The organism is Pasteurella skyensis, from assembly GCF_013377295.1.
Classification (GTDB): domain Bacteria; phylum Pseudomonadota; class Gammaproteobacteria; order Enterobacterales; family Pasteurellaceae; genus Phocoenobacter; species Phocoenobacter skyensis.
Genome location: NZ_CP016180.1, coordinates 2022350 through 2046788, shown reverse-complemented (window position 1 = coordinate 2046788; position 24439 = coordinate 2022350). Strand labels below are relative to the sequence as shown.

25 protein-coding genes and 1 pseudogene are annotated in these 24439 nt (G+C 33.9%); 9 read left to right on the top strand and 17 right to left on the bottom strand.

The window, feature by feature from the left end; genetic code table 11:
- Positions 1–63: 63 nt before the first annotated feature.
- The 5 genes from rpmG to A6B44_RS09875 form a co-directional block, all read right to left on the bottom strand.
- Positions 64–234 (bottom strand): 50S ribosomal protein L33, encoded by a 171-nt coding sequence (rpmG, locus tag A6B44_RS09895; RefSeq protein ID WP_090921417.1) that lies wholly within the window; start codon positions 232–234, stop codon positions 64–66.
- Positions 235–245: 11 nt separating this feature from the next.
- A complete protein-coding gene (gene rpmB / locus A6B44_RS09890) occupies positions 246–482 on the bottom strand; it encodes a 50S ribosomal protein L28 (RefSeq protein ID WP_090921419.1) in 237 nt (78 codons plus the stop codon).
- Between the two features lie 167 nt (positions 483–649).
- Positions 650–1318 (bottom strand): RadC family protein, encoded by a 669-nt coding sequence (radC, locus tag A6B44_RS09885; protein WP_090921421.1) that lies wholly within the window; start codon positions 1316–1318, stop codon positions 650–652.
- Positions 1319–1461: 143 nt separating this feature from the next.
- Positions 1462–2616, bottom strand: a complete 1155-nt coding sequence (locus A6B44_RS09880; protein WP_090921423.1) for an MFS transporter — start codon at positions 2614–2616, stop codon at positions 1462–1464.
- Complete coding sequence (locus tag A6B44_RS09875) at positions 2613–3461, bottom strand: TauD/TfdA family dioxygenase (protein WP_090921424.1); 849 nt, start codon at positions 3459–3461, stop codon at positions 2613–2615. The genes A6B44_RS09880 and A6B44_RS09875 overlap by 4 nt, the downstream gene beginning before the upstream one ends.
- A 219-nt stretch (positions 3462–3680) precedes the next feature.
- On the opposite strand from A6B44_RS09875, the gene coaBC reads away from it, so the two are divergent.
- The 5 genes from coaBC (at position 3681) to crp (ending at position 6924) form a co-directional block, all read left to right on the top strand.
- A complete protein-coding gene (gene coaBC / locus A6B44_RS09870; RefSeq protein ID WP_090921425.1) occupies positions 3681–4886 on the top strand; it encodes a bifunctional phosphopantothenoylcysteine decarboxylase/phosphopantothenate--cysteine ligase CoaBC in 1206 nt (401 codons plus the stop codon).
- Positions 4886–5341, top strand: coding sequence for a dUTP diphosphatase (gene dut, locus A6B44_RS09865; RefSeq protein ID WP_090921426.1), 456 nt, complete (start codon positions 4886–4888; stop codon positions 5339–5341). The genes coaBC and dut overlap by 1 nt, the downstream gene beginning before the upstream one ends.
- A 10-nt stretch (positions 5342–5351) precedes the next feature.
- Positions 5352–5963: a nucleoid occlusion factor SlmA gene (gene slmA, locus A6B44_RS09860; RefSeq protein WP_090921427.1), complete on the top strand. Its 612-nt coding sequence runs from the start codon at positions 5352–5354 to the stop codon at positions 5961–5963.
- A gap of 2 nt (positions 5964–5965) precedes the next feature.
- Positions 5966–6184, top strand: a complete 219-nt coding sequence (locus A6B44_RS09855) for a YheU family protein (protein WP_090921428.1) — start codon at positions 5966–5968, stop codon at positions 6182–6184.
- Positions 6185–6258: 74 nt separating this feature from the next.
- A complete protein-coding gene (crp, locus tag A6B44_RS09850) occupies positions 6259–6924 on the top strand; it encodes a cAMP-activated global transcriptional regulator CRP (RefSeq protein WP_090921429.1) in 666 nt (221 codons plus the stop codon).
- 136 nt (positions 6925–7060) lie between these two features.
- Here the strand turns inward: crp and A6B44_RS09845 are convergent, their stop codons facing one another.
- Positions 7061–8422, bottom strand: coding sequence for a sodium-dependent transporter (locus A6B44_RS09845; RefSeq protein ID WP_090921430.1), 1362 nt, complete (start codon positions 8420–8422; stop codon positions 7061–7063).
- A gap of 118 nt (positions 8423–8540) precedes the next feature.
- Complete coding sequence (gene ald, locus A6B44_RS09840) at positions 8541–9650, bottom strand: alanine dehydrogenase (protein ID WP_090921431.1); 1110 nt, start codon at positions 9648–9650, stop codon at positions 8541–8543.
- A 465-nt stretch (positions 9651–10115) separates the two neighbouring features.
- Between ald and A6B44_RS09835 the strand changes: the two genes are divergently transcribed.
- Together A6B44_RS09835 and A6B44_RS09830 are read left to right on the top strand one after the other, a co-directional pair.
- Positions 10116–11489 (top strand): tyrosine phenol-lyase, encoded by a 1374-nt coding sequence (locus A6B44_RS09835; RefSeq protein WP_176673535.1) that lies wholly within the window; start codon positions 10116–10118, stop codon positions 11487–11489.
- 280 nt (positions 11490–11769) lie between these two features.
- A complete protein-coding gene (locus tag A6B44_RS09830; protein ID WP_090921433.1) occupies positions 11770–13050 on the top strand; it encodes an aromatic amino acid transporter in 1281 nt (426 codons plus the stop codon).
- A 90-nt stretch (positions 13051–13140) separates the two neighbouring features.
- Here A6B44_RS09830 and dtd read toward each other — a convergent pair whose 3' ends face one another.
- From dtd to rbsD, 8 genes and pseudogenes are all read right to left on the bottom strand, one after another.
- A complete protein-coding gene (dtd, locus tag A6B44_RS09825; RefSeq protein WP_090921434.1) occupies positions 13141–13575 on the bottom strand; it encodes a D-aminoacyl-tRNA deacylase in 435 nt (144 codons plus the stop codon).
- Positions 13572–14420 (bottom strand): virulence factor BrkB family protein, encoded by an 849-nt coding sequence (locus A6B44_RS09820; RefSeq protein WP_090921435.1) that lies wholly within the window; start codon positions 14418–14420, stop codon positions 13572–13574. Before A6B44_RS09820 ends, dtd begins: the two co-directional genes overlap by 4 nt.
- A gap of 71 nt (positions 14421–14491) precedes the next feature.
- Positions 14492–14677 (bottom strand): annotated as a pseudogene (locus A6B44_RS09815) (substrate-binding domain-containing protein); the annotation flags it as partial.
- 243 nt (positions 14678–14920) lie between these two features.
- On the bottom strand, positions 14921–15283 hold the full coding sequence (locus A6B44_RS09810) for a hypothetical protein (RefSeq protein WP_090921437.1): 363 nt from the start codon (positions 15281–15283) through the stop codon (positions 14921–14923).
- Positions 15267–15827, bottom strand: coding sequence for a LemA family protein (locus A6B44_RS09805; protein WP_090921439.1), 561 nt, complete (start codon positions 15825–15827; stop codon positions 15267–15269). The genes A6B44_RS09810 and A6B44_RS09805 overlap by 17 nt, the downstream gene beginning before the upstream one ends.
- An 18-nt stretch (positions 15828–15845) precedes the next feature.
- Entirely contained in the window at positions 15846–16664 is an 819-nt protein-coding gene (locus tag A6B44_RS09800; protein ID WP_090921440.1) for a hypothetical protein, read from the bottom strand.
- Positions 16665–16822: 158 nt separating this feature from the next.
- Positions 16823–17746: a ribokinase gene (gene rbsK / locus A6B44_RS09795; RefSeq protein ID WP_090921441.1), complete on the bottom strand. Its 924-nt coding sequence runs from the start codon at positions 17744–17746 to the stop codon at positions 16823–16825.
- Between the two features lie 21 nt (positions 17747–17767).
- Entirely contained in the window at positions 17768–18187 is a 420-nt protein-coding gene (rbsD, locus tag A6B44_RS09790) for a D-ribose pyranase (RefSeq protein ID WP_090921442.1), read from the bottom strand.
- A 238-nt stretch (positions 18188–18425) separates the two neighbouring features.
- Between rbsD and mtnN the strand changes: the two genes are divergently transcribed.
- Positions 18426–19118, top strand: a complete 693-nt coding sequence (mtnN, locus tag A6B44_RS09785) for a 5'-methylthioadenosine/S-adenosylhomocysteine nucleosidase (RefSeq protein WP_090921443.1) — start codon at positions 18426–18428, stop codon at positions 19116–19118.
- Between the two features lie 3 nt (positions 19119–19121).
- Complete coding sequence (yccS, locus tag A6B44_RS09780) at positions 19122–21275, top strand: YccS family putative transporter (protein WP_090921444.1); 2154 nt, start codon at positions 19122–19124, stop codon at positions 21273–21275.
- Positions 21276–21308: 33 nt separating this feature from the next.
- Here the strand turns inward: yccS and A6B44_RS09775 are convergent, their stop codons facing one another.
- Complete coding sequence (locus tag A6B44_RS09775) at positions 21309–22799, bottom strand: WG repeat-containing protein (protein ID WP_090921445.1); 1491 nt, start codon at positions 22797–22799, stop codon at positions 21309–21311.
- 92 nt (positions 22800–22891) lie between these two features.
- Positions 22892–24421 (bottom strand): YifB family Mg chelatase-like AAA ATPase, encoded by a 1530-nt coding sequence (locus tag A6B44_RS09770; RefSeq protein WP_090921446.1) that lies wholly within the window; start codon positions 24419–24421, stop codon positions 22892–22894.
- Positions 24422–24439: the final 18 nt, after the last annotated feature.

Sequence of the window (24439 nt, the reverse complement as noted above, 5' to 3'; positions counted from 1 at the left end):
AAAAAGACCTAATACATTGTACTAGGTCTTTTATAAGAAACTAAATTTTAACTATAAAACAAATTATTTAATTTTTGCTTCTTTATACATAACGTGTTTACGCACAACAGGATCATATTTTTTGATCTCCATTTTACCCGGCATATTACGTTTGTTTTTATCAGTAGTGTAGAAGTGACCTGTTTCAGCACTAGACACTAATTTAATTTTTTCACGATTACCTTTAGCTGCCATTGTTTAGCTCCTTAGATTTTTTCGCCACGAGCACGAATATCAGCTAAAACTGCATCGATGCCTTTTTTATCAATAATACGCATACCTTTCGCTGTTAAGCGTAAAGTTACGAAACGTTTTTCACTTTCAACCCAAAAACGGTGAGAGTGAAGATTAGGTAAGAAACGACGGCGAGTCGCATTCATTGCGTGTGAGCGGTTATTCCCCACTACAGGACGCTTGCCTGTGACTTGACAGACTCTAGACATTGTTATTCTCCAATAATTTACTTAAGCTTAAGTTAAGTGGTTCGGGTATTAAAAGCGTAAATAATGCTTTTAGCTACCTCGTCAGGTATAAACCCAATCCACGGGGTTACTATAAAGACTGGCGATTATACTGTTTTTATTTATTGCATTCAAGGGTTGTTAGTATTTTAAATTGATTTTTCCTCTGCAAAGGAAAAATAATCCCCTTTTCCAACAATAATATGGTCAACAAAGCGAATATCAACTAAATTACACGCCATTTTAATTTGTTTTGTTAAATGGTGATCGGATGTACTAGGAGTACAGTTTCCTGATGGGTGGTTATGTGCCACAATAATAGCCGCCGCATTGCACTTTAATGCTTCTTTGATGATTTCTCTTGGATGTACGGTTGCTTGATTGATTGTGCCATAAAACATTTTTTGCGTTTTAATGAGTTGATGTTGATTATCTAAAAAAATCACCATAAAAATTTCTCTTTCTGTATCTTCTAGTTCTGATTGAAAATACATTACTGCTAGATGAGGTTCATTGATAATTTCTGATAGTTGAATTTTTTGATTAAGGTAGCGTTTTGTCATTTCTTTTGTTGCTTGTAACTGAATAAATTGAGTTTTCCCGAGTCCTTTAATTGCACAAAAAGAATCTACATTGGCAGTTAATAAAGCTCGTAATGAACCAAAGGTGTTGAGTACCTCTTCAGATAATTGCGTTACAGGTAAGCCTTTTATTCCAGTACGTAAAAAAATAGCAACTAATTCAATATCAGTTAAGGATTCTACTCCAAATTTAAGTAATTTTTCTCGAGGCATTAGGAATTTTGTAGATTCAGTCATTATGGCTACCTTTTATTTAAAGAAGTAATAGCATAATGTTGATTAGAAAGGTGTGTAAAGGTAGTTTTTTTATTTTTCGATCTTTGTCGCAAAATAAAGAATAAGACAAAATACTGTAAGGTGATTTTGTCTTATTTTATGTATTAAAGTGCTGTTTTTCGCTGTTTATATAAAACAAAACCTAGCAATATTATACCTAAAGGGGTAAAAAAACCGCCAAAGGTTGTGGTGTTTATTCCTCCAAGACTTAAAACAAAGAAAGCCAAAATAGGAGAAAAAGACATATAACAAAAACCTAAAACACCTGATGCGATAGATGAATGATTTTGGTGATTTGCTAATGCAAATGCAATAGAGGGTCCTAGTGCTAGAGCAAATCCAATACTACCTAAAATGATGAAAGCCCAAAATGTAATAATATTTATCGTAGTTATAAATAATCCAAATGAGGCAAAGCTTAGTAATAATAAACCAGCTAATACACATTTCATTGCTCCAACTTTATCAATGATTTTTTTCAATGAGAAAGAAACAATGGAGATAACGGCAGCATTTACTCCAAAGCATACTGAAAAGGTAAAAATGGTTGTTCCAAATGTATCCATCATTAAAATAGGAGCTATATTTAGATAGGTCATAATAAAGCCTAGACAATAAACACAAATTAAGGAAAACAGAATAAACTGTCGATCAAACATAAGTTTTTTCATTATATCCATATAATTCCTTTTGACAGGATTATCTTGGTAATTAAATTGGGTATGAAATTGCCATAGAATCATTACTCCGTAGATGACAAAAAAGATAAAAATTAATTGCCAGCTCCAAATGGTTAATAGCATTGCACCTATTACGGGAGCAACTGCAGGGATAATATTTAGGAAGCCACTTTGAGTAGAAAAAATGATTGCTGCTTCCTCCTCTTGATAGTTTTCATTTACTGTGGCGTAGGCAATAACACTTAATGCAGAAGCACCTAAACCTTGTAAAATTCGGCAGAGTAATACAACATCGTAATTTTTGATTAATATTACTCCAATAGATCCTAAAATAAACAACCACGACCCTAAATATCCCATTTTTCGTTTACCAAAATATTCTGATAGAAAACCAAAAAGCAGTTCTCCAATACCCATTGAAAATACAAATACAAGAATGGACAATTGTGCGAGGCTATTATCTATATTGAAGTATTGTTTAATATCGATTAAAGCAGGTAAATGTAGATCGATTCCTAATGGGCTAGGAGTTACAAGTAAATATAAGATAAAAGGTGAACTTTTAGTTAAGATATTCATACAACCGCCTCTTTGAATAAACCTCTGCAATAGACTCTAGGGGAGTGGAGGTCATTCTTAAAAGATAATCTACCATGTGATATTATGTTATTTAAAAAAATAACGCCTTGGTGTTGCTTGAGTTTCACCATTTTTACATATGGACTATCAATACTATAAAATTGTTGGAATGCCAAAAAAGCTTCTTTTAAACCCTCAATTCTTTGAAAACCGTATTCCCAATCACTACTACTATCAACAGTAAATCGAGTCACCAATTTTCCATTAATATAAGCAAATGCAGGTCCAATATTTTCTATTGATCCTTGAGATTGTTCTTCACCATAATTATGACGTCGCAAGGCATCAGGTAATAAAAACAGTGTCGCTAATTTAGGGCTCTCTTTATAAAAAAGCTCAAAGGCTTTGGTTGCGTGAAAGAAAGTGGATTCTCCTCCTTGAGTTGCAGGATTGATACAACATAATATAGTTGTTCCTACTGATCCAATTTGTTCAAAAGTACCATCAACGTGAAGACCTTGCCCTGTTGTTCTATCAAATACAGAATGTTTAGATCTATGAGATGATGATCCAATATAATTTACATTTTGATTAAATGCAGAGTGATGAAATTTTTTATTTTGTGGTGAAATGAAAGGTTCTTTCAGACCTAAATCATTTGCTAATCCATTGATAATTTGAATATGCTCTATAGTAGAGTCAAATGAGAACAAACATAACCCATCTCGCTTTAGCATTTCTTTTATCATTAGAGTGTCTTGTATAGATACATTATCGTTACAAGCCTCCCAATTAAATCCATTTTGAAAAACTAAAGGGCACTTAATATAAAAATCAGTATTCATGATACAACTCCTTATGAAATCATGGCGTACATAATATATAAATTTTTAAAAAATTAATTGTTTGACAAATAGTTATAGTTTGTCAAGAGACAAAGTAACATAACAAATTCTATATTACAATATACAAATATTTAGTATAAAAAAATGATAAATATAGTTGTGAGTAATTACTTATTTACGTAAAATAGGCCATCTTTTTTAAACGAGTGAAATGGTATAATGTTAAAATCAAAAAAGATTGTAGTAGGGATTAGTGGTGGTATCGCAGCTTATAAAACAATAGAGCTTATCCGCTTGCTCAAAAAATCAGGCGCAGAAGTTAGAGTGGTATTAACAAAGGCTGGAGAGGCGTTTGTTACACCTTTAACGTTACAAGCTATTTCTGGTAATGCAGTAGCAACGTCTTTATTAGATCCTCAAGCAGAATTAGCAATGGGACATATTGAGTTAGCAAAATGGGCAGATGCTGTGGTGATTGCTCCTGCAACAGCAGATTTTATTGCACGTTTGAGACTTGGAATGGGAAATGATCTACTCTCAACATTATGTTTAGCAACAGTAGCCCCTATTTTTATTGCTCCAGCAATGAACCAACAAATGTATAAGCGGTCAGTTGTACAGCAAAATTTGCAAAATTTAGTTAAAGAGCAAGGCGTGTATGCAATAGGCCCTAATAAAGGGGTTCAAGCTTGTGGTGATGAGGGTGAAGGGCGAATGTCTGAACCGAGTGAAATCTACCAATATCTTGATCATTATTTTACTCGTAAGCAAGATTTACAGAATCTTAAAGTTACTATCACAGCCGGTCCAACTCAAGAAGCTATCGATCCAGTGCGTTATATTAGTAATCATAGTTCAGGAAAAATGGGATTTGCGATTGCAGAGGCATTTGCCAAACGAGGTGCAACAGTTAAATTAATTACTGGAGTGGTGAATTTGGATACTCCTGCACAGGTCGAACGAATAGATGTGGTTTCTGCTATTGAAATGGAGAAAGTGGCCATTGATTTAGCACCACAGAGTGATATTTTTATTGGTTGTGCGGCTGTTGCTGATTATCGAGTTGCCGAAGTTGCTACTCAAAAAATTAAGAAAACTAACAATCAAGATGAACTTACGCTAAAATTAGTGAAAAATCCTGATATTGTTGCGAATGTGGCTCATCTTCGCCGAAATCGCCCTTTTGTAGTAGGTTTTGCTGCAGAGACACAAGATCTTGCTAGCTATGCAAAAAATAAATTAGTGACTAAAAATTTAGATTTAATTTGTGCTAATGATGTGTCAAATGGACAAGTTTTTAACAGTGACAAAAATAGTTTACATTTATTTTCGCAAAAAAATGATAAAATCTTACCGCTTGCAACTAAAATAATATTAGCGGAAAATTTAGTTGATGAAATAGTGGCTTTATATAAGGAAAAATAATGAAACAGATTGATTTGAAAATTTTAGATAAACGCATTGGAACAGAATTTCCACTTCCAGCTTATGCAACAGAAGGTTCTGCAGGGCTAGATTTAAGAGCTTTAATTGAAGAATCAATGGTTGTCGAAGCTGGACAAACTGTATTAATCCCAACGGGTATTTCTATTTATGTAGAAGATCCTAACTTAGCAGCAGTGATTTTACCTCGTTCTGGCTTGGGACATAAAAATGGAATTGTATTAGGTAATTTAGTTGGACTGGTTGATTCTGATTATCAAGGGCCTTTGATGGTTTCACTGTGGAATAGAAGTAAGCAACCATTTACTATTGAGGTTGGTGATCGTATTGCTCAACTGGTTTTTGTACCAGTAGTACAAGCGAGTTTTAATATTGTAGAAGAGTTTAACCAAACTGAGCGTGGCGAGGGTGGATTTGGACATTCAGGAAAGCAATAAGGAAAATATAATGTTAGAGCCAATAATTAAAATGCCTAAAAAGTCAGTTAAAGAGCGACAACAGCAGGTATTAGAAGTATTACTCACGTTATTAAATTCAGAAGATGGTATGCAAAGGGTGACAACAGCACGACTTGCAGAAGCGGTTGGTGTCTCTGAGGGGGCGCTATATCGTTATTATCCGAGTAAAACTTCTATGTTTGAAGCATTATTAGATAACATTGAATCAGCATTAATTAGTCAAATAAAAGTGGTTAGCCATAGAGAGGATAATACTCTTTCTCGAATAAAGGCGATTCTTTATACTATCTTAGAGTTTGCACGAAAAAACCCAGGGGTTACTCGTATTTTAACTGGTCACGCGTTAATGTTTGAAGATGATATATTAAAAATGAGAGTTGCTAAGTTTTTTGATGGCTTAGAATTACAATTTGCGAATATTTTACAAATGAGAAAATTACGGGAAGGGCGTGCTTTTGATACAGATATCAGATTACTTTCTATATTTCTTATTAATTTTTGTGAGGGGCAATTCCTACGTTTAGTTCGATCGAATTTTCGTTACGATCAATTTCAAAACTTTGAAAAACAGTGGCGATTAATAAAACCAATTTTTGAGTAAATATGATTATTCCTTGGCAAAGTCTTTCAGAGGATACTCTTGATAACCTATTAAGCTCTTTTATTATGAGAGAGGGAACGGATTATGGAGAAATTGAGCTTTCAATGGAAGAAAAAAAATCACGGTTACTTTGTTTACTTCAATCAGAACAAGCCGTTATTGTTTGGTCTGAGTTGCATAATAGTTTTGATATTAAAGATCGAAAATCTTTTTTAGGATAACAGGGAAAGTTTGTGTTAGACTACATTTCCCTATTTTTCTTTCGTACAGTTAATTATTAATAGAGGCATCATTTATGCAGGATATTTCACTTGTTGTTCCACAATCAGCACCAGTAAAACCTTCAGATATTTCAACTGTAGATTGGTTTTTAACCTATTGTCATATTCATCGCTATCCCTCAAAAACAACGTTAATTCATGCAGGTGAAGCGGCAGATACATTGTATTATATTGTGAGCGGTTCAGTATCTGTGTTTGTGAAAGATGAAGAAGGTAAGGAGATGATTTTATCGAATCTTTGTGAAGGCGAGTTTGTTGGTGAAATCAGTCTATTTGAAGAAGATAAATGTAAACGAACAGCATCTGTTAAAACAAGAGGTGCTTGTGAAATAGCAGAAATTTCTTATGCAAAATTTAAACAACTTATTCATTTAAATCCAGATATTTTAATGTATCTTTCTGCTCAAATGGCTCGTCGTTTACGTCAAACTTCTATGCAAGCAAGTAATCTTGCATTTTTAGATGTAACAGGACGAATTGCTCAAACATTAATGAGTTTAACAAAACAACCTGATGCAATGACTCATCCTGATGGAATGCAAATAAAAATTACTCGTCAAGAAATTGGTCAGATGGTTGGTTGTTCTCGTGAAACAGTAGGGCGAATTCTTAAAATGTTAGAATCAGATGGTCTTATTTCTGCACATGGCAAAACAGTTGTAGTGTACGGTTCAAGATAACTCTGTCTTCATCATATTTGAAGCGGTACGATTGTGACAAATTTTTGCAAATAATCTAAACGAGAGGAAAAAATTAACATAGTTCATTTAGATTATTTGCGAATTTGGATGTATTAATTATAACTGGTATATGCTTTTATAATGAATTATAAAAAATTACTAAAATAATGACAGGAATCACAAATTTTACATAATTAAACCAAAGTTTAGTAAAGGTTTCTCCTGCATTCAGTTCTTTCTTTGCATCGTCTTTTAATACAAAGCCTACAAATATTGCACTACCTAATGCGGTCAATACAAATAAGATATTTCCACTCACATAGTCAAAGGTATCAAAGATGCTGCGACCTGCAATTGTAATGGAACTCCACACATTATCTGAAAGTGTCGATGGAATATTTCCTAGAATAAAAATACCACTAATGGTAATCATAATAGATTGCTTACGACTTAAGTTTGTTTTTTCTTGCATTGCGGTAACTAATACTTCATAAATAGTAAGCGAAGTGGTAAGTGCTGCAACCATTAATAAGCTAAAGAAGACAATTGCAAAAATGGTACCGCCTAGCATATGGCTAAATACTATTGGTAAGCTTTGGAATACCAGTGCAGGTCCAGAACTAGGAGCAATACCAAAGGTGAATAATGATGGGAAGATCATAAATCCAGCAGCAATGGCAATTAGCGTATTTATTATTGCTGTAATGCAAGCAGTTTGTACTAAATTTTCTTTTTTATCTAAATAACTTGAAAGTGTAATTAACACGCCAAAGCCTAAACTTAATGCAAAGAAAACTTGACCTAAAACTAAAATAAACAAGTCACTATTCACTTTTGAAAAATCTGGAATTAAGTAGAATTTAATTCCCTCCATTGCACCTGGTAAGGTGACATTACGAGCAACCATTACTAGCAAGCAAATAAAAAGAATTGGCATTAAGTATTTTACGGCTCGCTCAATACCATCCATAATGCCCTTTGCGAGAATGACATAATTGATAAGGGCAAAAACAAATGAAGAAGCTAAAATCGCAATAGGATCATTGGTAATATTGTCTGTGAAAAACTGTTTTGTTAAAACTGCTGTAACAGGTTGTGACAAATCTAAATTTCCAGATACTAAATTGGCAATAAAATTAATTACCCAGCCTCCCAGTACTGTATAATAAGCCATAATACCAAAAGATCCGATTAGTCCCATATAACCTAAAATTTTCCAACCAGAATGAATTTTTTTATTATTTACAGAACCACCAAAAGCATCGATAGAATTTACTTGCATTCTGCGTCCAATGACATTTTCAACCAAAATCATTGGGATACCGATTATAATCATTGCAATACAAAATAATAAAACATAAGCGCCTCCACCATTTTCACCCACTAAATAGGGAAAACGCCAAGTTGCACCAAAACCAACGGTAGCACCAGCAACCGTCATAATATAGGTCAATCGGCTCGACCAAGATTGACGCGGTTTATTATGTATATCTGACATTATTTACCTCTTTATTATCAATATTCAGGAGCATATCTTCTTACTCTTCATAAAATAAGAAGATATGTTTTAATTAACGTAGCGTAGATTATTTGAGATAATCGACATCAACAGGATATTACTGTAATGCGACCTCTGGAGAGGTATATGCTATACCAAAGGCATCACTGACACCTTTAAATGTACATTTACCATTATAGGTATTTAAACCTTCGAGAAGAGCAGAGTCAGATAAGCAAGCTTCTTTCACACCTAAGCGTGCAATTGTTAGACCATACTCTAAAGTTGAATCAGTTAAACCTAAAGTAGAAGTGCGAGCCACACAACCTGGCATATTTGCTACACAGTAGTGAATTATACCATCAACTTCATAGATTGGATCATTATGTGTTGTTGAACGAGAAGTTTCAAAACAACCACCTTGGTCAATCGCAACGTCAGTTAAGATCGCACCTTTTTTCATTAGTTTTAAGTCTTCACGACGTACTAAATGAGGTGCTTTTGCACCTGGAATTAATACCGCACCAATTACAACATCAGCTTCTTTTAAGCAACTCAATATATTACCACGTGAGCTGGTTAATGTTTTAATTTTCATATCAAAGATTTGATCAATATAAGCTAAGCGTGCTGCATTAATATCTAAAATTGTGACATCAGCACCGATACCCATTGCGATTTGTGCAGCATTCAAACCAACTACACCACCACCTAAAATAACTACTTTTGCTTTTGGTGTACCAGCTGTACCACTTAATAATACGCCTGCACCACCAAAAGTTTTTTGGATATATTTAGCAGATTCTAATGTTGCTAAGCGACCTGCAATCATACTCATTGGAGCTAAGCAAGGTAATCCCGTTGGTGTTTTGATTGTTTCATAAGCAATGGCTTGAATGTTTTTAGCAAGTAGCATATCCGTAAGAGGTTTATCAGCAGCTAAGTGTAGGTAGGTATAAAGAATTTGACCTTCTCTGAAATAATCATATTCACATTCAATTGGCTCTTTAACTTTAATGATCATTTCACTATTTTTAAAAAGAGTCGCTTTATCAGTTAGAATAGCACCCGCTTCTGCATATTCTGCATCAGGGAAACCAATTTCAGTCCCTGCATTATGTTCAATATAAACTGTGTGACCAGCTTCAACATAAGATCTTACATTGTCAGGTGTTAAACCAACACGATATTCTTGCACTTTAACTTCTTTGGGACAACCAATAATCATTCTATTTCTCCTTAATTTAGCCATACACTGAGATATTTCACTGATCTTTTAATAAGAACGGGACTATGAAATAACTCCTTAATTATAATCCAATATCACAAATTTATGCTATTCATTAATGTATTTAAAAGTATGTGATTGAGTCCACACATTAATACGTTATTTTAAATAAACTATTAAATTGCTTTATATAACATATATTTTACAGACTTATAAACAAAAATAAATATTTTAAACATTAAAATAAAGAATATTTTGGGCGTAAATTAATTTTTTATAAAAAATGTGTTTTACGTCACAAATTAAATAATTTTTTGTTGATCATTAAATAAAAAGGGAGTAATTATATACGTAGGTAGGGGAGCCGCCTTGATATTCAATTATCAGATTTACTATTTTTTGAATATTAGTATTTAGTATGGATGATATTTTAATTTTATATTTTAAAGGAAAAATATTATGGACATGAATATGTATCCAGCGGAACCATTCCGTATTAAAAGCGTTGAAACTGTAGCAATGATTGATCGTGCAGCTCGTGAAGAAGCTGCTAAAAAAGCGGGTTATAACACTTTCTTGTTAGATTCTAAAGATGTATTTATCGATTTATTAACAGATAGTGGTACTAACGCGATGAGTGACGCCCAATGGGGTGGAATCATGCAAGGTGATGAAGCTTATGCAGGAAGTCGCAACTTCTATCATTTACAAGAAACAGTTCAAGAATTATTTGGCTTTAAATACATAGTTCCTACTCACCAAGGTCGTGGTGCTGAAAATATCTTATCAACAATTGCTATTAAAGAAGGGCAATATGTACCAGGTAATATGTATTTCACGACAACTCGTTATCACCAAGAGAAAAATGGTGGTATCTTCGTAGATATTATTCGTGATGAAGCGCATGATGCTGGATTAGAAGTACCATTTAAAGGTGATATCGATCTTGCTAAACTTGAAAAAGTAATCAATGAGAAAGGTGCAGAAAATATCGCTTATGTATGTTTAGCGGTAACTGTAAACCTTGCTGGTGGTCAGCCAGTATCAATGAAAAATATGCGTGAAGTTAGAGAATTAACTGCAAAACACGGTATTAAAGTATTTATGGATGCAACTCGTTGTGTTGAAAATGCTTATTTCATTAAAGAGCAAGAAGATGGTTTCCAAGATAAAACAATCAAAGAAATCGTACACGAAATGTTCAGCTATGCTGATGGTTGTACAATGAGTGGTAAAAAAGACTGCTTGACAAATATCGGTGGTTTCTTATGTATGAATGATGAAGAGTTATTCTTAGCTGCAAAAGAAATCGTGGTTGTTTATGAAGGTATGCCTTCATACGGCGGTATGGCTGGTCGTGATATGGAAGCGATGGCTATCGGTCTTAAAGAAGCTATGCAGTTTGAATATATCCAACACCGTGTTCTACAAGTTCGTTACTTAGGTGAACGTCTAAAAGAAGCGGGTGTTCCAATTATTGAACCAGTTGGTGGACATGCAGTATTCCTTGATGCTCGTCGTTTCTGCCCACACTTAACACAAGATGAGTTCCCAGCACAAGCTCTTGCTGCAGAACTTTATATTGAGTCAGGTGTACGTTCAATGGAGCGTGGTATCATCTCTGCTGGTCGTGATATTAAAACTGGTGAAAACCACAGACCAAAACTAGAAACTGTTCGTTTAACTATTCCACGTCGTGTTTATACATATAAGCATATGGATGTAGTTGCTGACAGCGTTATTCGTCTGTATAAGAGAAAAGAAACAATTAAAGGCTTAAAATTTGTTTACGAGCCAAAACAACTTCGCTTCTTTACAGCACGTTTTGAACACATCTAATTATTAGTATTATAGAGTATTAAAATTAGGTAATAAGCAGGGTTGAAGGCTTTAATTAAATGGCTTTCGACCCTTTTTATTATGAGGTAGATATTCTCTAAGTATAAATTTCTAGAACTTTATTTTGTTACTAATAAAATAATTAATGTGTTTATTTGTTTTAACAAATAGTGATGATATAGCATATGCAAAGTTTATAGTTTCATATAGCTAAGGGAATGTTTGCCTATTTTAGTAGATTAAACTTAAGTATTTAATTGAAATTAAAATGGGGTTTATCATGAAAAAACAACCTTCAATTTTAGGTGGTGCAAGTATTGTTGCAAGTGTGTGTGTTGGTGCGGGTATGTTAGGTCTGCCAGCAGCTGGTGCGGGCGCTTGGACAATATGGACTTTTGTTATTCTTTTCGCAACAATGATAGTTTTAATTTGGGCTGGCTGGTTGTTATTAGAAGCCTATAAAAACTATGATTTAACCGCTTCTTATAATACAGTAACCAAAGATTTGCTGGGTGAAAAAGTTAATATTATTAATAACTTAGCTTTCTATTTCCTTGGTGGTATTTTACTTTATGCTTATACAACAGCGTTAGGTAATTTATTTAATGGAATTTTTGGGCAGTTTGTTGATTTTGGTGAATACGGTAGTCGTATTTGGTCTATTATTGCTGTTGCTGTTTTCTCTATGTTTGTATGGCACTCAACAAGACTAGTCGATAGATTCTCTACTTTCCTTGTTACTGTAATGGCACTTTCTTTCATTCTTGGTGTTTCAGGCTTAACATTAAAAATGGATTTAGGTGTATTGCTTAATACAATAGCTGGACCAGAAGAAAATACTAATTATGCTGTTTTCGCTATCTCTTTATTACCAGTAGCCTTTACTTCTTTTGGATATCAACACGCAGCTTCTTCTATTCGTGAATATTATGGTGAAGAGGCAAAAGCTGCTAAAGCAATGTTATGGGGTGCTGTAATCGCATTAGGTCTTTATATTTTCTGGTTAGTGAGTGTTTTTGGTAATTTACCAAGAATTGATTTCTTACCAGTTATTGCTAAAGGCGGAAGTGTTGAGGCCTTATTACAAGCAATGGGCGGAGTTATTGAGTCTGAAACCATTAAAAATGCTGTGAAAATATTCTCTATCGCAGCTATTTTATCTTCTTTCGTTGGTGTTGGTTTAGGGGTATTCCACTTCTTTACAGACTTCTTCCAATTTGACTCAACTAAGAAAGCAGATAGAACAAAAAGCTGGTTGATCACATTCATTCCACCATTAGTAATGTCTGTACTTGCTCCTATGGGGTTCGTTACAGCAATTGCTTATGCAGGTGCGGTATCTACGATTTGTGGTATTATTATGCCTGGTTTTATGGCTTGGAAAGTAAGACAGCGTGAGCGTGAAGCTCAAAATCCTGCGGATGTTTTCCCTGCTTACAAACCGAATGGGTATAAAGTATTTGGTGGTAATGTAGTGATAGCAATCTGTATTTTATGGGGTTTTGCTGTTGCAATTATCCACTTACTTGCTATGTTTGGTATGATCCCAACATTTGGGTAAATGAATTGTAGCGAAATAAAATAACTTTCTAAGCGGTACGATGTTATGCAAAATTTGCAAATTTTTATTAAAATCGTACCGCTTGTCACATTAGACTTGTAACCAGAAAGTGACAGGTCCATCGTTTTGGAGGCTGACTTGCATATCCCCGCCAAACTTTCCTGTCTGAGTGTTTATTTTGCTTTTCGCTTGTTGTGAAAAGTAGTCATACAAAGTTTCTGCATCACTTGGATTTGCACCTTTAGAAAAACTTGGTCGTAATCCTTTTTGAGTATCTGCCGCAAGCGTAAACTGTGAAACGACAAGTAAATGTCCGCCCGCTTGTTGTACGTTTAAATTCATTTTTCCCTGTTCATCTTCAAAGATACGGTATCCTAATACTTTATCTAATAACCGATCTGCTTTCGTTTGGTCATCCTCTTTTTCGACACCTAATAAAACTAATAAACCACTTTCAATTTGACCTACGGTTTGCTCGTTTATTTCGACTTTTGCCCATTTTACTCGTTGAATTAATGCAATCATTTTAATTCCTCATTATTTTCAATCTCTAAAACGCCCACGTTAATCAGCATTATATCTTTAAATACTGCTGAAACTTGAGCACCAATTAACACAACCAACCAACTTAAATGAATCCATACTATCATTATGGGTAATACAGCTAAAGCACCATAAATAGCTTGATAGGATGGAAAGGTGGTGATGTACCAAATAAAGACTTGTTTACCAAGAGTGAAAAAAATAGCGGCGAGTAATGCTCCGATAGCAGCGTGCCTAAACAACACGGTAGTATTAGGAACAATGGTATAAACTAATGTAAACAGCAACCAAGTTATAAAAAATGGAACCAGAGAAAGGAATGGGGTACTTACCGCAAGCATCCCTTCTGGATTTAAAATTTCTAAAGAAAGTATGTAAGTACTTACCGAAATACTTACACCAACAAGTAACGGTCCTAGTGTCAAAATCATCCAGTAAATAGCAAAAGAAATTAACCAACGACGTTTTTGAGTTTTGTGCCACATTGCATTCAAGGTATTATCAATATTTGAAATCAGTAGCAGTGCAATCGCAATTAATACCATTGTACCTACTGCACTCATTTTACGGGAATTATTGACAAAATTATCAAGATGGGTTTGTACTACATCTCCTATGCTTGGAGCAAAGTTATTGTAAATAAAGGCTTTTAATTCACCTGTCACTTCATTAAAAATAGGAAATGCGGCAAAAATAGAAAACATCACCATAATTAATGGCACAATCGCAAGCATGGTATTATAGGTCAAATGACCTGCTGCCATTGTTAATTTATTTTGAGTAAAACGTAGCCGTAAAACCTGTATAAATAATAAAAATTGTTGCATAAATTCTCCTATCACTTACATTATTATAACGCAAGCGGTACGATTAGTTTACTTTTTTGCAAATTAATTTATTAAATAGACTCTCTTAATATTAGCGTAGGTTCTAGTACAATATTTTTATAAGTAAGATGATGATTTTTAATTCTATCTAACAATGTTTCTACTGCTTTTTTAGCAAGAAATTCTTTGGGTTGTTGAATAGTCGTTAAAGGAGGAGAAAGAAATTGTGCAAGATGAATATCATCATAACCAATAACGGCAATATCTTTCATTGTTGCCATTAAACGTTAATCCTTAAATCGTAAAAATTTGTTTAAATATAACCGCTTGTATTATAATAAATTAATTTACACTGTTGCAGATAAATATACGATATTTTTCGGTTATGCACCAAACTTTATAAACAACCTAAATTTTGATTTAAGCACCTAATCCGCAATTGCGTAAAAACTTGTGTTGCCTGTCAGTACATTTTTTTAAGGTTTCGTTTTCTTTTTGTTCTAATTACCATTAATATCAAAGTTGCTTTTTAATTTCATCGCGTTAGAAATAACAAAAAATATAATACAAAGATACATTGATAAATAAATCAATAACATTTTAATACCTGAAACTTTCATAAAAAACAATAATCCTTGCGATATGAAACCTAAAACCCAGCCTATACCAATAATAAATGCTATTGATGTACCAAATACACCTAAATTTTTGTTAGGGTCGTATATTCCTATTTTCTTAAGTAACCATATAGGTATATGTAATAAAATAAAAACAAATCCGTGTAACGAAGCAAAAGCAACTAAATAAATAGGCTTTTCATCAATTATATTTAGTAGTTCAATTATATTAAAAGGTAACTCCATTATATTCTATTTCTTGTTCTGTTATGTTGAAAAATTCTTTTTTATTATACCCCATAGGTTTTGCTAAAAGTACATTAGGAAACTCAGCAATACCTATATTGTACATATTTACACTTTCATTATAAAGTTCTCTTCGGTCAGCAATAGCATCTTCTATTTGCGAAACACGATTTTGAAGCAATAAAAAATTTTCATTTGATTTTAAATCAGGATAGTTTTCAGAAACAGCAAAAAGGGTTTTTAGTTGTTTGTTCATTTCATTTGATATTTCTACTTTATCCTTTACGGTATTAGCCTTTAAAAAATCAGTTCTCAATTTTGTAAGTTTGGTAAGTAAGTTACTTTCGTGGTTTTGAAATTCTTTTACAACTTTTATAAGGTTAGGTATTTCATCTGCTCTTTGTTTTAATAAAATATCAATATTTTTAAAAGTCTTGTCGGTATTATTATTAAGCATTACAAGTTTATTATATGTTGAAACTACTATATTAATTAAACCTAATATTACTAATCCGATGGCTATGTAAGCGAAAAATGTTGTCATATTGTTTTGCCTTATTTATTATTTTTTTGTGTTTTGAAATGGAATTTTCCAATGATAGTCTCCAAATTTTATCATATTATTTTCTAAATTAGTTGGTGTAAGTAAAATTATTGCAACTATAATTATCCAAAAATATATAAAATACCCAGCAGACTTTATAAGAGGTCTTAATTTATTATAATTTCCTACTTTTTTTAAAGGTGCAATTCCAAAAACATTTTTAATTTCTTCTTTTTTGAAAACAGGTTCATTATTTTCTGTAATTCCCGCTTTACCAATAAGTAAAACTTCCATATTTTCTTTAAGTAAATATTCTGTATATCGTTTGTTTCCTGTTATTTTTTGATGACTTTCTTCAAAATCTAAAAACTCTAAATCATTAGGTAAAACTTTTATTTGCCCTGTTTTATCTTTTACAAAAAATGGATTACAAACAGTTTCGGAAAAATCCTTAAAATAAGAAACTCTTCCTTCTTTGTCTTTTCTAATATCTTCAACTAAATAGATATAACCAATACATTTTTTCTTTGTGATTTTAGAAATAACAGGCTCTATCATTTTTGCTTTTCCTGATATTTCTGCTAACCCCATTGCAACAGAACGGATAGTTGATGTAGGTAAGATCTCTTGAAGTTTATAAAAAGACTTTTTATTTGTTTTAGCAAAAATAGTCCCCAAAAATGGCAATATTATAAAAAAGATAATTGTAAAATAAGGAACGCCTCCACTAACCATAAATATTAAAAGTGCAATACTTACAGCAAAGCCGATTATCTTTTTCCAAAAAGAATTTGTTTTTTCTTCAACTTTTTCAGAAGATTTATTTTTTTTATTCATTATTTCATTTTTCAAGTATCGTCCACTCGTATTGCAGGCAACGGACTCGGTGTTTACGCTGTTGCGGATAAGTATACGATTTTTTCGGTTAAGCACCAAACTTTATTAAATAATCGACACTTTCAGCTAAGTGCTTGCTCTACTCTCTTATTTTACAATCATTGAGATTGTAAAAATTTCATCACTTCTTCTCGGCTAGGAATTGAAGATTGAGCCCCTTTTTTCGTCACTGAAAGGGCTGCGGCTGCGTGAGCAAAAGTAATCGCCTCTGGCATAGGTTTTTGTTCGAGTAATGCAGTTAATAATGCACCGTTAAAAGTATCCCCAGCGGCGGTGGTATCAATCGCATTCACTTTAAACCCTTTGATAATTTCGCCTTGATTTTGATGACTACAATAAACACCCTTAGAACCTAAGGTTATTAGCACATATTCAATGCCTTTTTGATGAAATACTTGAGCAGCTTGTTGAGCCGATTGTTCATCAGTAACCTTAATGCCTGTTAATAATTCCGCTTCTGTTTCATTTGGGGTAATCATAAAGAGGTGTTGTAATAATTCATCAGGTAATGTTCTTGCTGGAGCTGGGTTTAATATCACTTTCACACCATTTTGATGTGCTATTTGAGCAGCGTTAATAATTGTTTCTAAAGGGGTTTCAAGTTGCATTAATAACATTTCAGCTTGTGCAAATGTGTCTTTACAGCTAGCTAATTTTTCAGTCGTGAGGTGAGCATTTGCTCCTGCTGAGATCACAATACTATTTTCACCACTGTCGGTGACTTGGATCATTGCAACACCAGTGGTTTCTTGTGGGATCTCAAAAATATGTTGAGTATTGATGTTATCCTTTTCAAAAGCCGTTTTCATTTCGTGACCAATCGCATCATCACCAATACAACCGATAAAATCAACATTGGCACCTAAGCGAGCGGCTGCAACTGCTTGATTAGCACCTTTTCCTCCATAAGCCAGTTGATATTTTTTACCAAACAAGGTTTCCCCTGCTTGAGGAAAGCGTTCTGCATAAATAACGTGATCGACATTAATACTGCCTAAAACAACTAAATGAGGTTTTGACATAATTACTTCCTTCATATTTTCTTAAAATGGAACACCAGAATATAAAATTATATTGGCATAAGGTGAACATTCACCTGAACGCACAATACCCTTACTTTCATTCGCTTTTTGTTTGAATTGTTCGTGAGAAATATAGTCAATTTGAATTTGGTTACCCTGCTGTTTTTCTAATTCTGAGAGCTTCTCTAAAATCATTGAATGTATGTTTGGATTTATCTTTTTTATTTCTTCAGCTAATAAAACGCTTTCAACAAATAGTTCTGTAATGGTTGCTTCAAAGAGATCTAAAAAACTTGGAATGCCTTTGGTGATAGCAAGATCAATACGATTTATATTTTCAGGAATGGGTAATCCCGCATCACAAAGTGTTATTCCATCAGTATGTCCCATTTTTGCAATCAGTTGTGAAAGAGGGGCATTAAGTAGTGATGTTTTTTTCATTGGAACACTCCTATTGTCTATAAGCGGTAAGAATAAATGTAATAAAAAAATACTATATAAATTTATCGTAAATGTAAAAATCTATTTTAGTTATTTGCTATGGAGATCAAACTTTTACTGCAATTTGCAAAAAATTAAACAAATGTAACCGCTTATTTTTTATCTTAAGCTAATAAATTCTTTAAGGTTTTTAGTTTTAAGGATAGAATACAACCAATAAAAATACAAAGGACAAACAATGAAACTAGGCATTATTGGTGCAATGGCACAAGAAGTAGAGATTTTGAAAAATACCCTACAAGATTTAAAAATAACTGAAATTGCAGGCTGTAAAATTTTTGAAGGAAAAATCAATAATAAAGAGGTGGCATTATTACAATCAGGTATTGGAAAAACGGCAGCTGCGATGGGGACGGCTCTCTTTTTGCAATTAACTAAACCTGATTATGTGATCAATACAGGTTCAGCGGGTGGATTGGATAAAAACTTAAATGTGGGAGATATTGTTATCTCAACAGAAGCTCGCTATCACGATGTTGATGTAACAGCTTTTGGCTATGAAATAGGGCAACTTCCTGCCAATCCAGCTGGATTTGTGGCAGATAAAGAACTCGCTGAATTAGCTTTTTCTTTGACACAACAACTAGGTGAAAATGCTGTTTCAGGGTTGATTTGTAGTGGCGATTTATTTGTAAATAGCGGTGAGATGATTGCAAAAATTTGCAAAAATTTTCCGCAAGTGGTGGCGGTTGAAATGGAAGCAGCAGCAATTGCTCAAGTTTGTCACGCTTTTAGTGTGCCTTTTGTCGTTGTTCGTGCAATTTCAGATGTGGCGGATAAAGAATCCCATTTATCTTTTGATGAATTTTTACCTCTTGCTGCACAAAAATCCTCAGCAATTGTATTAAAGATGATTGAACACTTAGGTTAATTGATGAAAAACGTATTCAATAGTTTGCGATTACAATGGTTGAATATCAATATGCTTAATGTATTGGCGGTATTTATTTCAACCAATATTGCCGCTATTGTTATTTGGCAATTAGAGATTTCTCATCTTGCAATGCCGTTAGTTTTAGGCATTATTGCGACCGCATTATCAGAGCAAAGTAACCGTTTAATGGGGCGTTTCAAAGATCTTATTTTAATGCTGATAGCATTTGGCACCGTCTCTCTTATCTCACAATTCTTTTTGACAAAAGGATGGATTTTTGTTCCTTTACTAACCATTATTACTTTTATTGTGGTAATGCTTGGTGCAGTAGGCGGGCGTTATAGCAAGATTGCATTTTGTACTTTGCTGGTTGCTGTTTATACTGCACTGGTTTATACCCCTAATGTGGTGTGGTATATCAACACAACGTTAATTTTATTAGGTACCTTGATTTATAGCTTTATTTCATTATTGATTTATTTGTGTTTACCTAATCGAGCAACACAAGAGAGTTTAGCCTCTTATTTTGATAGCTTAGGAAATTATTTACAGCAAAAATCGACCTTCTTTGATTTTGATGATATTAATCGCTTGTCTGATAAAAAATTAGCGTTAGCACGAGCCAATACTGCAGTAATGCGTTCATTTGATGAAGTAAGAGAAGTGTTGTTTAGTCGTTTAGATCAACAACATCGTCATTTTCATACGCAAAAAATGTTACGTTACTATTTAACAGGGCAAGAAATTTGGGAAAGAACCAGTTCAAGCCATTCTCAATATCAAGATTTATTGGAAGAGTTTCAGCACACTGATTTGGTTTTTCGATTACGCCGTTTATTAGAATTACAAGCAATAGAGTGCCAATATATTGCAAAAGCATTACGCCATAATTTGGACTATAAACCCAATTTTAAGATGGAAAGAGTCTTAAAGGGATTACAAAACTCATTGCAGTATCATCAAAAAGAAACAAAAGCATCTTTTTATCAATTATCATCAATGGTTGAAAATTTAAAGAATATTACCTTGTTATTTGAAGCTTTATATGAAGAAAATATTTGTAATGATTTTGGTAAAAATAATCAACAAACCTACCGCTTGTTATCTGAAAATATTTCAGGCATAGGCAATATTTTTCATACAATAAAAAAACAGTGTTATTTAGGAGCTGAACTCTTTCGTCACGCTATTCGCCTTTCCATTGTGGTATTTGTATGTTGTTCGATTGTACAGATATTTCATCTGGAATTGGGTTATTGGATTTTATTAACGGCGATTTTAGTATGTAAACCAAATTATTCAGCGACCAAAAAACGATTGGTTCAGCGTATTTTAGGCACGCTTTTAGGGGTATTTGTTGGGCTATCATTAAGATATTTATCTCCAACGCTAGAGGCTCAATTGGGGATTATTGTTGCCACAAGTAGCTTATTTTTCTTTTTTATGGAAAGAAAATACAGTTATGCCAGTTTTTTTATTACCATTCAAGTATTAGTGAGTTTTGATGTCATTGGTTTGGGTAAAGAAATGGCGATATTACCTCGAATTTTAGATACCTTTATTGGAGCAGGCATTGCGTGGTTTGCGGTTTCTTTCCTTTGGGCGGATTGGCGATATCTTAATTTACGTCAAAATTTGGAAGAAACACTAAAAAGTAGCTCCTTATATTTACGTCATATAATGGCACAATTACAATTTGGTTATCGAGACCATTTTGGGTATCGTTTAGCTCGCCGAATGGCTTATCATAATGTTGCAAAATTGAGTACTACCGTTTCTGCAATGCAGGAAGAACCAAAGAAATATAAAAATAGCTTAGCGGTTGCACCACAATTATTAGAATTAAATTACACGTTATTAAGCTATATTTCTGCATTAGGGGTGTACCGTAAAGAGAGCGATACAATCAATCACCAATTTGAATATTCAACTGTTTTCTTTCAACAAGGAAAATTTATTTCACGATTATTGGATTCCACCTATTTAGAAACAAAACAGCGTAGCACACAGCTCAATGATTTAATCACACAGTTACAATATTTAGAGCAAGATTATTTAGACCACGAAAAAGATAAAGCAAGGTTACTAGTGCAACAATTATCTTTAATTGTGCAGTTATTGCCAGAACTTGATTGTTATGTGAATAAGCTGTGATTTTGTAATAAAATTTACTCCATAAGTTGAGCGCTATTTACATAATTCTTCTACGGACATTTTAGGATAAATCGGTTTACCACTAGATGTCACTAGTTGCTCTGCACCACACTTAGTCGTCATAATCTTAGCAACATAATCCCCTTTTTCATTAATATATCCATATTGCCCATTTTCTCTTACAACCGCTAATCCATTAGGATAAAACTCACTGGCTACCTCAAATTCTGGCTTTATTATCCATTGTCCTTTTTTATTTATAAAGCCATGTTTAGTGCTTCCTTTTGGATCCAGTAAAAATGTTATTGTTGATACGTAAGGCATTGCTCGGGCTAAACCATTTTTCTTGAAATTAGATAAATAGCCAAACTTTGCAGGCACGATAAATTTACCTTTTTCGTTGATATAACCATATTTCCCATCATAAACAACTTTGGCAAGACCATTGCTATCAAAAAAATGTGTTTCATCAAATTGTGGCTTAATTACCCATTCGCCTTTAGTATTAATATAGCCGTATTTAGTATTCTTTTTTGCTTCTGCTAAACCATTATTACTAAAGCTCTGAATCCACTCCAATGTTAGTGGAATAACTAATTTTCCTTTGCGATCAAACGCACCATATTTATCATTTTTTTCAACAATTACATAGCCATTATAACTATTATGAATATAATCAAACTCAGGTGGTATTACCCATTCACCTTTGGTGTTAAGCATACCCCATTTATCTTTTTTCCTTTCTGCTAAACCTTCATAAAATATGGTTTGAGAATCAAATAACGCTGTAACAATTTTTCCTTTTTTATTAATATAAGCAAACTTTCCATCTTTGGTATAAACTTCAGCTAAGCTTTCTTCATTAAAAGCCCCTATATATCGATATTGTGGTTGTACAACCCATTGCCCACGACGATCAATAAGTCCATATAATCCATTTTCTCGCTCTTTTGCAGGGGTCACATCATAATCACCAAAATCTTCAGCAAACCAAAACTGTGGTGGGATTACCCATTTACCTCGTTTATCAATAAAACCATATTTACCCTTTTCTTCCATTCTTGCTAGACCATTAGCAGAAAAATCGGATACTCGTTTAAAACGAGGAGGAATAACCCATTCTCCCTTTGTATTTATATAGCCATAAAGATCATTTTTGGTTGCAAATGCAAGTCCATTCTTAGCAAACTCACCGATTATCTCAAATTGTGGATTTATTACCCATTGTCCTTTGGTATTAATTATGCCTGATTTTCCATTCTTATGAGCTGTTGTAAAACCATTATCATCAAAGTATTCTTTATAGGCATATCTGTGTGGGATAAGAGGCATTTTCTTGCTAGGAAAGGGAGCAATGTAATCAAGTTCTGGTGCTACAACAAGGTTGGCTTTGTTATCCATAAGACCGCATTTCAGTTGTTGTGCTGTATCTTTAAGGCAAAATCCTAACAAGCCATTTATATTGGCGTTAGCATTATTAAGGAACCCTAAAATTGCCATCATAGAGAATGCAAGTTTTCTCATTGTTTTTACTCCCTTTAGAAAATATCTATGCTAGATTTTATCTTAAAAGGTATAATTTGTCATAGCATTTGATTGTTATTTATACTTTAAATCTATTCTCCCTGTAATCGTTGCAATAAACGATCCATTGCTCGATAACCTAAGGCTTCGGCAAGATGGGGTTGTTTAATTTGATCTTCTTCCGCTAAATCTGCAATGGTACGAGCCACTTTCAAAATACGATGATAAGCACGCACTGAAAGTCCTAATTTAGTCAGTGCATTTTCTAAAAAAATCGCATCTTGTTTTGAGATTTTACAATCTCGCTCGATCTCTTTGGTAGAAAGTTTGGCATTGATTTTTCCTGAGCGTGCAAGCTGAATTTTTCTGGCTTTTAACACTCGTTGTTTAACCTGTTCGGTGGTTTCTCCACGATTAACATTGGGATTTTGCAATGCGCCTTTGGGAAGTAATGGCACTTCAATGGATAAATCAAAGCGATCCAAAAAAGGACCAGACAAACGGTTTAAATATCGCATTACTTGTTGAGGAGAAGTGCGATTGTGTGTGCCTTGATAATGTCCTGTTGGGCTTGGGTTCATTGCTGCAATTAGTTGAAAACTTGCAGGAAATTGCACCTTTGCATTGGCTCTGGAAATCACAATTTCACCAGATTCTAACGGTTGTCGCAATGCGTCTAATACTTTTTTCTCAAATTCAGGCAGTTCATCTAAAAACAAAATACCGTTGTGGGAAAGGGATATTTCACCGGGTTTGGGGATCGAGCCACCACCCACTAACGCCACCATTGACGCCGAATGATGAGGCGAACGAAAAGGTCTTTGCTTCCAGTTATGGTAATTTAATTCATTTTGTACAAGGCTTGCCACTGCTGCCGTTTCAATGGCTTCTTCATCATTCATCTCAGGCAATAAATCCGCCAAGCGACTGGCAAGCATTGTTTTACCCGTTCCTGGAGGACCTAAAAATAATAAATTATGTTGCCCTGCTGCGGCAATCATTAAGGCTCTTTTGGCGTGTTGTTGTCCGATAATATCTGTTAAATCACGTGAAATAAGCGGTACGATTTTTTGTTCTTTTTGCAAAATTTGTTGGGCGATGGGTAACTGATCACGATTATTCAAAAAGTTAACCACTTGCAACAGCGAAGTTGCACAAAGGGTTTCGGTATTTGACACCAAAGAAACTTCATTGGCATTTTGTTTGGCAATAATCAAAGCTCGTTTCACTTTTTGAGCCGCAAGCGTGGCAGGGATTGCACCGTGTACACCACGCAAAAATCCCGTTAATGCAAGCTCACCCAAAAACTCAAATTGATTTAATTTATCGCTGTCAATCTGCCCTGATGCTGCTAAAATTCCTATCGCAATCGGTAAATCAAAGCGACCACCTTCTTTGGGTAAATCCGCAGGGGCAAGATTAACCGTAATTCTACGAGCAGGATAACTAAAATTGGCATTCAGCAATGCACTACGCACTCGATCACGAGATTCTTTCACTGTGGTTTCAGGCAATCCCACTAACGTTAAACCGGGTTTACCATTGCTAATATGCACCTCAATCGTCACTAAGGGGGCTTCAATACCGATTGAGGCTCGGCTATATACAATGGCTAACGACATAAAAAATCCTGTTTTATT